8 protein-coding genes are annotated in these 9,443 nt (G+C 71.6%); 7 read left to right on the top strand and 1 reads right to left on the bottom strand.

Annotated elements, in window-relative coordinates; all coding sequences use genetic code 11:
- The first annotated feature begins 340 nt into the window (after positions 1-340).
- The 6 genes from IEZ04_RS18430 to IEZ04_RS18455 all read left to right on the top strand — a co-directional run bounded on the left by IEZ04_RS18430 (position 341) and on the right by IEZ04_RS18455 (position 6,916).
- Entirely contained in the window at positions 341-511 is a 171-nt protein-coding gene (locus tag IEZ04_RS18430) for a Trm112 family protein (protein WP_189217976.1), read from the top strand.
- A 117-nt stretch (positions 512-628) separates the two neighbouring features.
- A complete protein-coding gene (locus IEZ04_RS18435; RefSeq protein ID WP_189217977.1) occupies positions 629-1,756 on the top strand; it encodes an SIS domain-containing protein in 1,128 nt (375 codons plus the stop codon).
- Positions 1,757-1,901: 145 nt separating this feature from the next.
- A complete protein-coding gene (manA, locus tag IEZ04_RS18440) occupies positions 1,902-3,053 on the top strand; it encodes a mannose-6-phosphate isomerase, class I (protein WP_189217978.1) in 1,152 nt (383 codons plus the stop codon).
- A 142-nt stretch (positions 3,054-3,195) separates the two neighbouring features.
- The gene (locus IEZ04_RS18445) at positions 3,196-4,173 is read left to right on the top strand and encodes a cation diffusion facilitator family transporter (protein ID WP_189217979.1); all 978 of its coding nucleotides are present in this window, start codon (positions 3,196-3,198) and stop codon (positions 4,171-4,173) included.
- 351 nt (positions 4,174-4,524) lie between these two features.
- Positions 4,525-5,982, top strand: a complete 1,458-nt coding sequence (gene ahcY, locus IEZ04_RS18450) for an adenosylhomocysteinase (RefSeq protein WP_189217980.1) — start codon at positions 4,525-4,527, stop codon at positions 5,980-5,982.
- A gap of 319 nt (positions 5,983-6,301) precedes the next feature.
- Positions 6,302-6,916, top strand: coding sequence for a hypothetical protein (locus IEZ04_RS18455; protein ID WP_189217981.1), 615 nt, complete (start codon positions 6,302-6,304; stop codon positions 6,914-6,916).
- Positions 6,917-6,926: 10 nt separating this feature from the next.
- Here the strand turns inward: IEZ04_RS18455 and IEZ04_RS18460 are convergent, their stop codons facing one another.
- A complete protein-coding gene (locus IEZ04_RS18460) occupies positions 6,927-7,889 on the bottom strand; it encodes an RDD family protein (RefSeq protein WP_189217982.1) in 963 nt (320 codons plus the stop codon).
- Between the two features lie 119 nt (positions 7,890-8,008).
- Between IEZ04_RS18460 and IEZ04_RS18465 the strand changes: the two genes are divergently transcribed.
- Positions 8,009-9,013 carry a stage II sporulation protein M gene (locus IEZ04_RS18465; protein WP_189217983.1) on the top strand — a complete coding sequence of 335 codons (1,005 nt, stop codon included), beginning with the start codon at positions 8,009-8,011 and terminating at the stop codon, positions 9,011-9,013.
- The last annotated feature ends 430 nt before the right edge of the window (positions 9,014-9,443 follow it).

Genomic DNA, 9,443 nt, shown 5'->3' on the forward strand with positions numbered 1-9,443 from the left:
GGGGCTGAGAAGCACGCGTCCCCGAGGCAGGGGCCGAGGTCCCGCCTCCGCCGGAGAAACCGGGGTCCCGCTCCCGCCCGCCGGTAGGGCTGGGGCCCCTGTCTCCGGCGCGGCGCAAGTGTTGAGCTGCCCCGGAGGCTGCCCCGGAGCCTGCGCCGGCGCAGGCTCCGGGGCGCTGCCGCCGATGCCGGCGGAGTCCAGCCCGTGGCGCGGGGCCGCCGGTGAGGCGGCCTCGCCGCGCCCGAAGGGCCCGCGGCGAAGCCCCGTCCGCCCCGGCCCCCCGCCCCCGAGCGGCGGTACGCTGACCAGGCCGCATCCGTCCGTCCGAAGGGACACACCCATGCCGCTCGAAGCCGGCCTTCTGGAGATCCTCGCCTGCCCGGCGTGCCACGCCCCCCTCAAGGAGGAGGAGAACGAGCTGGTCTGCACGGGCCAGGACTGCGGCCTCGCCTACCCCGTCCGGGACGGCATCCCCGTCCTGCTCGTCGACGAGGCCCGCCGCCCCGAGTGAGCGCCCGGCGCGTGCACGGGGGCGGGTGGAGCGCGTAATGGGGTACGTGTAACGCACGCGCACGCTGTGCGAGGGAACCGGCGACAAGGGCCACCCGGCGAACGGAGGCTGCCGTCCATGCTCGACGAATCGTTGCTCGACACGCCCGATGCCCTGTCGGAGGCGGACCGTCGCGGCCTCCTCCGCGGTGCAGCCGAGGCCGGCGCCCGGGTCCGTACGGCCGCCCGCCTCGCCACCGAGGCGGGCATCCCGGACCTGCAGCCCGACGGCCGCCCCCGCGCCATGCTCGTCGCGGGCCCCGGCATCGCCTCTGCGGGCGTCGCCGACCTGCTCGGCTCGCTCGTCGGCTCCGGCTGCCCCGTGACCCGGCTGGAGCCCACCGGCGTCGCCCCCGCCGCGGGCGCCCTCCGCTGGGAACTGCCCGGCTGGATTGGCTCGCTCGACCTCCTCCTCGTCGCCACGCCCGACGGCACCGAACCGGGCCTCGGCCTCCTCGTCGACCAGGCCTACCGCCGCGGCTGCACGGTCGCCGCCGTCGCCCCCGCCGGCACCCCGCTCACCGAGGCGGTGGACGCCGCCCACGGCCTCTGCGTCCCCATGGCGACCGCCCCGTACGACCAGGACGAACCGGTGGCGGCCGCCGCCCCCGGCGTCCTGTGGGCGCTGCTCACCCCGCTGCTCGCGCTCCTCGACCGCACCGGCCTGGTCACCGCGCCCCCGGACGCCCTGCAGAAGGTCGCCGACCGTCTCGACCACGTCGCCGAGCGCTGCGGCCCGGCCATCGCCACGTACAGCAACCCGGCCAAGACCCTCGCCGCCGAGCTCGCCGAGTCCCTCCCGCTCATCTGGACGGAGGGACCCGGCGCGGGACCCGTAGGGCGTCGCTTCGCCGCCGCGCTCGCCGAGCTCGCGGGCCGCCCGGCGCTCGCCGCCCAGCTGCCGGAGGCGCTCGCCTCGCACAGCGTGCTGCTGTCCGGCGCGCTGGCCGCGGGCGCCGACCCCGACGACTTCTTCCGCGACCGCGTCGAGGAACCGGCCGCCCTCCACGCGCGCGTGGTGCTGCTGCGCGACCGGCCCACCGGAGGTCTCAGCGCCGCCCCTGCCGCCCGCGACCTGGCCTTCGGGCACGACACCGCGATCAGCGAACTGGAACCCGAGGAGGGCGACGAGCTGGAGACCCTGGCGGAACTGATCGCCACCACGGATTTCTCCGCCGTTTACCTGGCGCTCGCTTCGAGGGCCTGATCTGTATCCCGGCCCCGGGCTCCCGGCCCGCGGCCGGATCACGCCCGGCGTACCACGACGGCACGCACGACCGCTGTACGGACCCGAGGGCGCGTACGGGTACGACGGCGCGGCCCACCCGACCACGTACCGAGAAAGACTCACCATGGACCGGCTCGAGAACACGATCCGCCCCTACGCCTGGGGCTCGACCACCGCCATCCCGCGTCTGCGCGGCGTGGAGCCGACCGGCGAACCGCAGGCGGAGATGTGGATGGGCGCCCACCCGGGCGCGCCCTCGCGCACCCCGCGCGGCCCGCTCACCGAGGTGATCGACAAGGCTCCGGAGCAGGAGCTCGGTTCCCGGACGGTCGCGAAGTTCGGCGCGCGCCTCCCCTTCCTCCTCAAGATCCTCGCCGCCGGCGCCCCGCTCTCCCTCCAGGTCCACCCCGACCTCGGACAGGCCAGGGAGGGGTACGCGGACGAGGAGCGCCGCGGCGTCCCGGTCGACGCGGGCCACCGCAACTACAAGGACGCCAACCACAAGCCCGAACTCATCTGCGCCCTCACCGAGTTCGACGGCCTGTGCGGCTTCCGGAACCCCGAGCAGGCCGCCGGCCTGCTCGCCGCCCTCGGCGTCGACTCCCTCAAGCCGTACGTGGACCTGCTGCGCGCCACGCCCGTGGAGGCCGCGCTGCGCGAGGTGCTGACCGCCGTGCTGACCGCCGATCCCGAGGACATGGCGCGCACGGTCGCCGAGGCCGCGGACGCCTGCGAGCGCCTCGGCGGCGACCACGCCCCGTACGCCGCCATCGCCCGCCACTACCCGGGCGACCCCGGTGTGATCGCCGCCATGCTGCTCAACCACGTCCGGCTGCAGCCCGGCGAGGCGCTGTTCCTCGGCGCGGGCGTCCCGCACGCCTACCTGAACGGCCTGGGCGTCGAGATCATGGCGAACTCGGACAACGTCCTGCGCTGCGGACTGACCCCCAAGCACGTCGACGTCCCCGAACTCCTGCGCGTCGTCCGCTTCGAGGCGAGCGACCCCGGCGTCCTGCGCCCGGAGGCGTCGTCCGACGGCGAGGAGGTCTACGAGACGCCCATCGACGAGTTCCGCCTGTCCCGGTACGTCCGCGCCGACGGCACCCCCGCCCACGACCTGACGTGCGTGACCCCGCAGATCCTGCTGTGCACGGCGGGCTCCGTACGGGTCGGCGGGCACGTACTCACGGCCGGCGAGTCGGTCTTCGTCCCCGCGGGGGAGAAGGCCGAGGTCTCCGATGCCGGAACGTTTTTCCGGGCCACGGTAATCATTTAACAAGCCATTACCTTTTCTTGGGGAACCCATCGAAGTTCTCGCCCGCCGTGGCCGGCCCGGGCTGCGATGATGCCCTGCGCACACGGCGGGCTGAGCCCTGCCTGCAACCGACGACAGCGCATCGAAGGGACACCCCGAACACATGAGTGCGTCAGGCGGCACCAAGGCGATCGTGGCGGCACTCGCCGCCAACCTCTCGATCGCGGTAGCGAAATTCGTGGCGTTCCTCTTCAGTGGCTCGTCCTCGATGCTCGCCGAGTCGGTGCACTCGCTCGCCGACTCCGGCAACCAGTTCCTCCTGCTGCTCGGCGGCAAGAGGGCCCAGCGCGAGGCGACCCCGCAGCACCCCTTCGGGTACGGCCGGGAGCGCTACATCTACGCCTTCCTCGTGTCCATCGTCCTCTTCTCGGTCGGCGGCATGTTCGCGATCTACGAGGGCTACGAGAAGATCAGCCACCCGCATGAACTGGAGCACTGGTACTGGCCGGTCGGCGTCCTCGTCTTCGCGATCGTCGCCGAGGGCTTCTCCTTCCGCACCGCCATCAAGGAGTCCAACCAGTCCCGCGGCAGGAAGTCCTGGAAGGACTTCATCCGCCACGCCAAGGCACCCGAGCTGCCGGTCGTCCTCCTGGAGGACCTCGGCGCCCTGGTCGGCCTGATCCTCGCCCTCGGCGGTGTCGGCCTCGCCCTGGCCACCGGCAACGGCGTCTGGGACGGCGTCGGCACCCTCTGCATCGGCGTCCTGCTCATCGTGATCGCGATCGTCCTGGCCGTCGAGACCAAGTCGCTTTTGCTGGGCGAGTCCGCGGGCATCGAGGCGGTCAGGAAGATCGAGACCGCCATCGTCGACGGCGAAACGGTCACCGGCATCATCCACATGCGCACGCTGCACCTCGGCCCGGAGGAACTGCTGGTCGCCGCGAAGATCGCCGTACAGCACGACGACACGGCCGCCGAGGTCGCCTCCGCCATCGACGCCGCCGAGTCCCGCATCCGCGAGGCCGTTCCGATCGCCCGCGTCATCTACCTCGAGCCGGACGTCTACAGCCAGGCCGCGGCCGCCGCGGGCCCGGACCGTGAGGCCACCCCGGGCGGTCCCGTCCCGGCGACGGAGCACTGACCGGACGACCTGCTACAAGGCCCTGACCAGGGCCGTACCACGGGTGGGGACCCGCCGGCAACGCTCGGCGGGTCCCCACCCGTCTTTCCAGGAGTTTCCCGGGGAGGTCCCAGAGTTCCCACGGCGGACTGCCGACCGCCCGGCCGGCCGGTGTAGCTTGGAACGGAGCCAGACGTCGCTGCTGATGGCGGTCGGGCGGTCCCGCGGGGACCGGCCGAGGGAGAGAGGGCCTCCGACGGACTGCGCTGCGCGCACCGGCGTACGCCCGTGCCCCTCCGGGCACGCGTGTGTCCGCCGCCGCGCAGACCGGTCGTACCCACCTCGCCCCCGACATCCGAGGAGCAGCTCGTAATGACGACTGTCGACAAGCGACAGGACTTCAAGGTCGCCGACATCTCCCTGGCCGAGTTCGGCCGCAAGGAGATCACCCTCGCCGAGCACGAGATGCCCGGCCTGATGGCGATCCGCAAGGAGTACGCCGAGGCACAGCCGCTGGCCGGCGCCCGGATCACCGGCTCCCTGCACATGACCGTGCAGACGGCCGTGCTCATCGAGACCCTGGTCGCCCTCGGCGCTCAGGTGCGCTGGGCGTCCTGCAACATCTTCTCCACCCAGGACCACGCGGCCGCGGCCATCGCCGTCGGCCCGGACGGCACCCCGGACGACCCGAAGGGCGTCCCGGTCTTCGCCTGGAAGGGCGAGACCCTGGAGGAGTACTGGTGGTGCACGGAGCAGGCACTGACCTGGCCGGACACCCCCACCGGCGGCCCGAACATGATCCTCGACGACGGTGGCGACGCCACCCTCCTCGTCCACAAGGGCGTCGAGTACGAGAAGGACGGCAAGGTCCCGGGCCTCGAGACCGCCGAGTCCGACGAGCACCGCGTCATCCTCCAGCTGCTCCACCGCACCCTGGGCGAGAACCCGCAGAAGTGGACCCAGCTGGCCTCCGAGATCCGCGGCGTCACCGAGGAGACCACGACCGGCGTCCACCGCCTGTACGAGATGCAGCGCGAGGGCACCCTCCTGTTCCCGGCGATCAACGTGAACGACGCCGTCACCAAGTCGAAGTTCGACAACAAGTACGGCTGCCGCCACTCCCTGATCGACGGCATCAACCGCGCCACCGACGTCCTGATCGGCGGCAAGACCGCGGTCGTCTGCGGCTACGGCGACGTGGGCAAGGGCTGCGCGGAGTCGCTGCGCGGCCAGGGCGCCCGCGTGATCGTCACCGAGATCGACCCGATCTGCGCCCTGCAGGCCGCGATGGACGGCTACCAGGTCACCACGCTCGACGAGGTGATCGACAAGGCCGACATCTTCGTCACCACGACCGGCAACAAGGACATCATCATGGCCTCGGACATGGCCAAGATGAAGCACCAGGCGATCGTCGGCAACATCGGTCACTTCGACAACGAGATCGACATGGCCGGCCTCGCGAAGATCCCGGGCATCGTCAAGGACGAGGTCAAGCCGCAGGTCCACACCTGGACGTTCCCCGACGGCAAGGTGATCATCGTCCTCTCCGAGGGCCGTCTGCTCAACCTGGGCAACGCCACCGGTCACCCGTCGTTCGTGATGTCCAACTCGTTCGCGGACCAGACCCTGGCCCAGATCGAGCTGTTCACCAAGCCCGACGCGTACCCGACCGGCGTCTACACGCTGCCCAAGCACCTCGACGAGAAGGTCGCCCGGCTGCACCTGGACGCGCTCGGCGTGAAGCTCACGACGCTGCGCCCGGAGCAGGCCGCGTACATCGGCGTCGAGGTCGAGGGCCCGTACAAGCCGGACCACTACCGCTACTGAGGCCGGAGCCGATCCCGCCACCTCGGCCGAGCGCAGGCAACCGCGCACGGCCGAGGCGGGCGGTCCCGCCCGCCGCCCGTGGCCGCACACGGCGGACGACGCACTCCGCAGCGCGACTGATCACCGACAGGCCCCGCACCCCGTGCCGGGGCCTGCTTCGTCCCCCGGACCGAGCACTCGCCGAACGGCGCCCCACCCGCCCGCCGAGCAGCCTCCGCCTCCCAGCGGCAGCCCGGGCCGCGCGCCAGCGTCCTGCGTGTGCCGGATCAAGCCGAGCACCGGCCCCCGCCGGACCAACCCCTCAGGACCCAGGAACCTCATGCCCCGCGGCCGATATTCGCTTCACGACCCCCATGACCACACCCCTCTCGCCGACGAGCACTTTCACTGCGCGCCCGGTCCCTCCGGCTGGCGCTACGTCTCCCAGCTGACCAGCCCCTCCGGTGATCACAGCGGATCCGTCGACCTCGCCCTCGACGACCTGGGCCGTCCCCTCCGACTGGAGCTCCACGCCGGGGGCTGGCAGGTCCGGGGCGCCGCCCTCGACGGCGTCACCTGGGTCCGCACCGACCCCACCGGCACATACGCCACCGAAGGCAATGTCCGTGCCCACGCGTTCACCGGCACATCGCCGGCCTTCCTGATCGCCACCGCCCGTCTTCTGCGCCTCGCCCCCTCCACGTCCACGACCCGCGTACGCCTCGTCGCCCTCACGGACCCGGTCCTCGCCCCGCGCACCGTCGACCAGTCCTGGAGGCTGGTCGCAAGCGAAGCACACGCCACTGACAACGGCCCCCTGACCGTGGACGAATACCAGGTCACGGCCTTGGACACGGGAGAGCGGCACACCGTTCACATCTCGGGCGACGTGGTCCTCGCCGCACCCGGCATCGAGCTCGAGGAGCTGGAGTCGCCGCCTTCGGCGTTCGGCTGACGGCACGGCCTCAGGAGGGCGGTGCGAAGCCCGTGCTCGGGCGGTGACGATGGGGCTGTTCGGCGGCCGGGGCCTGCTGCGGGGCTTCCTTCGCCGGCGTGGGCCGCGCGGGGGCGGAGTCCGTCGTGCGCGGCGGTTGCACCGCGGCGCCGTCCCACACGGGCGCAGCCACAGGAGCACCGGGCCGCGCGCCCGCGCCACCCATGCCGCCCGCGCCACCTGCCCCGTCTCCGAACGCCCGCCGGACCTCCCGCGCCTGCCGCTCGTGCAGCACGGCGGCCAAGTACATGGCCGCAGGAGTGCCATCCGGCGCCGGAGAGCCGGTACGCGCGACGAGCTCGGAGGCGAGACGCTCCGCCATGGCCTGCCCGACCTGTGCGTCCAGTTGCCGCATCCGCTGCAGGTACTGGCGGACGGCCAGCCACAGCCCGTCGGGCACCGAGGAGAGGTCGAGCGCGGAGAACCGCCCGGCGAGCCAGTAGGGAGGCGGCGGCACGGAGTTCCCTTCGCCGCTCGGCACCCGCTCCCTCACGACCAGCGTCCCCGCGAACACGTCACCCAGCCGTCGTCCCCGAGCTGATACCAGCGAGGCGATGCACGCGATGACGCCGAACGTCATGAGGATCTCGACGATCCCGACCGCACCGCGCACCAGCGCGTGCCGGAACCGGATGGGCCCCCCGTCGTCCCGCACCACCCGCAACCCGAACGCCAGCTTCCCCAGAGACCGGCCATGACTGAGCGTCTCCACCGCGACCGGCCCACCCACCAGCACCAACAGGAAGCTCGCGATCGACATCGCGACCTGCGCCGCCTCGTCCAGGCCGGCCGTCGACGCGACGAGCACCATGGTCACGGCGACATACGCGATCATCGCGACGACCAGATCGAGCAACACGGCGAGCGCGCGGCTCGGCAGCTTCGCGGGACGCACCTCCAGCGCGACCGCCTCGCCCGTCACCAGCTCACTCACGTGCCCGTCCCTTCCCCTGGCCTGCCCCCAAGGAGACCAGTCTGCCAAGCTGAGGACACATCGCGCCGCAGTACGACAAGCTGACACGCAGTACGAGAGGACGAGGAGCAGCACACCCCATGGACCTCGATGTCTTCGTGTCCGCCCACCGCGCGGAGTGGGACCGCCTCGACACCCTGCTCAGCCGCCGTCGGCTGAACGGCGCCGAGGTCGACGAACTCGTCACCCTGTACCAGCGCACCGCCACCCACCTCTCGGTGATCCAGTCCAGTGCCCCGGACCCGCAGCTCACCGGGCGCCTCAGCCAGCTGGTGGCACGCGCGCGCAGCACCGTGACAGGCACCCGCCGCGCTTCCTGGCGCGATGTCACGCACTTCCTCGCCCACGGCTTCCCCGCCGCCGTCTACCGCTCACGCCACTGGTGCATACCCACCGCCCTGCTGTCCACGGTCGTGGCCGCACTCCTGGGGTGGTGGATCGGCACGCACCCGGAGATCCAATCCGCGATCGCCGCCCCCGACGAGCTGCGCGAGCTCACCCGCCCCGGCGGTGAGTACGAGGCCTACTACTCCAGCCACCCCGCCGCCTCCTTTGCCGCCCAGGTCTGGACGAACAACGCACAGGCCGCCGCCATGTGCCTGGTCCTGGGCGTCTTCCTGGGCCTCCCGGTCCTGTGGATCCTCTTCCTGAACATGCTGAACCTCGGTGTGGGCATCGGCCTGATGGCCTCGGCCGGCCGGCTGGACATCTTCCTGGGCCTCGTCCTCCCGCACGGCCTGCTGGAACTGACCGCCGTCTTCGTGGCCGCCGGTACGGGGCTGCGGCTCGGCTGGACTCTCATCGACCCGGGCCCCCGTACGCGTCGGGCGGCCCTCGCCGAAGAGGGCCGCGCCGCACTGGGCATGGCGATCGGGCTGGCCCTGATCCTGTTCATCTCCGGCGCGATCGAAGGCTTCGTCACCCCTTCCGGCCTGCCCACCTGGGCGCGTGTCGGCATCGGCATCGCCGCCGAGCTGGCCTTCTTCGCGTACGTCTACATCCTGGGCGGGCGCGCGGTCAGGCAGGGTGACACGGGCGACGTCGAGGAGAGCGAGCGGAGCGCCGCTGTCCCGATGGCGGCTTGAGCGGCCACCGCCTGTCGGCCCCCTCTGCTGCCGGTGTGCGAACACCCGACCCGAACTGTTAACCTCTTCTTCGCCCCACGAGACCTGTTGACGCAGGCCGCGCGGGGAGGTAGATTCGAACAGTTGCCTACAGGTAACCTACCCGGATGGTGACCGTGAGTGTCTGTCCGCTTCGTGGATCGTCGAGCGAATCGACACCGATGAAGCGCCCCTCGATGTTTCAGGAATGAACGACCGGTCAGCCCGGTCGAATTCTTCTGATAAAGTCGAGGCCGCTGAAAAGGAAAACGCGTAAGCAGCATCCTGGAAAGCAGCCGAAAGGCAAATCCCGCCGACTGGGAATCAGGCCCGAAAGGATCTGATAGAGTCGGAAGCGCCGGAAAGGGAAACGCGGAAGCGGGAACCTGGAAAGCACCGAGGAAATCGGATC

This window comes from Streptomyces ruber (genome assembly GCF_014648075.1).
Classification (GTDB): domain Bacteria; phylum Actinomycetota; class Actinomycetes; order Streptomycetales; family Streptomycetaceae; genus Streptomyces; species Streptomyces ruber.

What these genes read in the sequence shown, in the direction of transcription:
- IEZ04_RS18430 (WP_189217976.1), top strand. Translation starts at nt 341, where the DNA reads ATGCCGCTCGAAGCCGGCCTTCTGGAGATCCTCGCCTGCCCGGCGTGC.
- IEZ04_RS18435 (WP_189217977.1), top strand. Translation starts at nt 629, where the DNA reads ATGCTCGACGAATCGTTGCTCGACACGCCCGATGCCCTGTCGGAGGCG.
- manA (WP_189217978.1), top strand. Translation starts at nt 1,902, where the DNA reads ATGGACCGGCTCGAGAACACGATCCGCCCCTACGCCTGGGGCTCGACC.
- IEZ04_RS18445 (WP_189217979.1), top strand. Translation starts at nt 3,196, where the DNA reads ATGAGTGCGTCAGGCGGCACCAAGGCGATCGTGGCGGCACTCGCCGCC.
- ahcY (WP_189217980.1), top strand. Translation starts at nt 4,525, where the DNA reads ATGACGACTGTCGACAAGCGACAGGACTTCAAGGTCGCCGACATCTCC.
- IEZ04_RS18455 (WP_189217981.1), top strand. Translation starts at nt 6,302, where the DNA reads ATGCCCCGCGGCCGATATTCGCTTCACGACCCCCATGACCACACCCCT.
- IEZ04_RS18465 (WP_189217983.1), top strand. Translation starts at nt 8,009, where the DNA reads ATGGACCTCGATGTCTTCGTGTCCGCCCACCGCGCGGAGTGGGACCGC.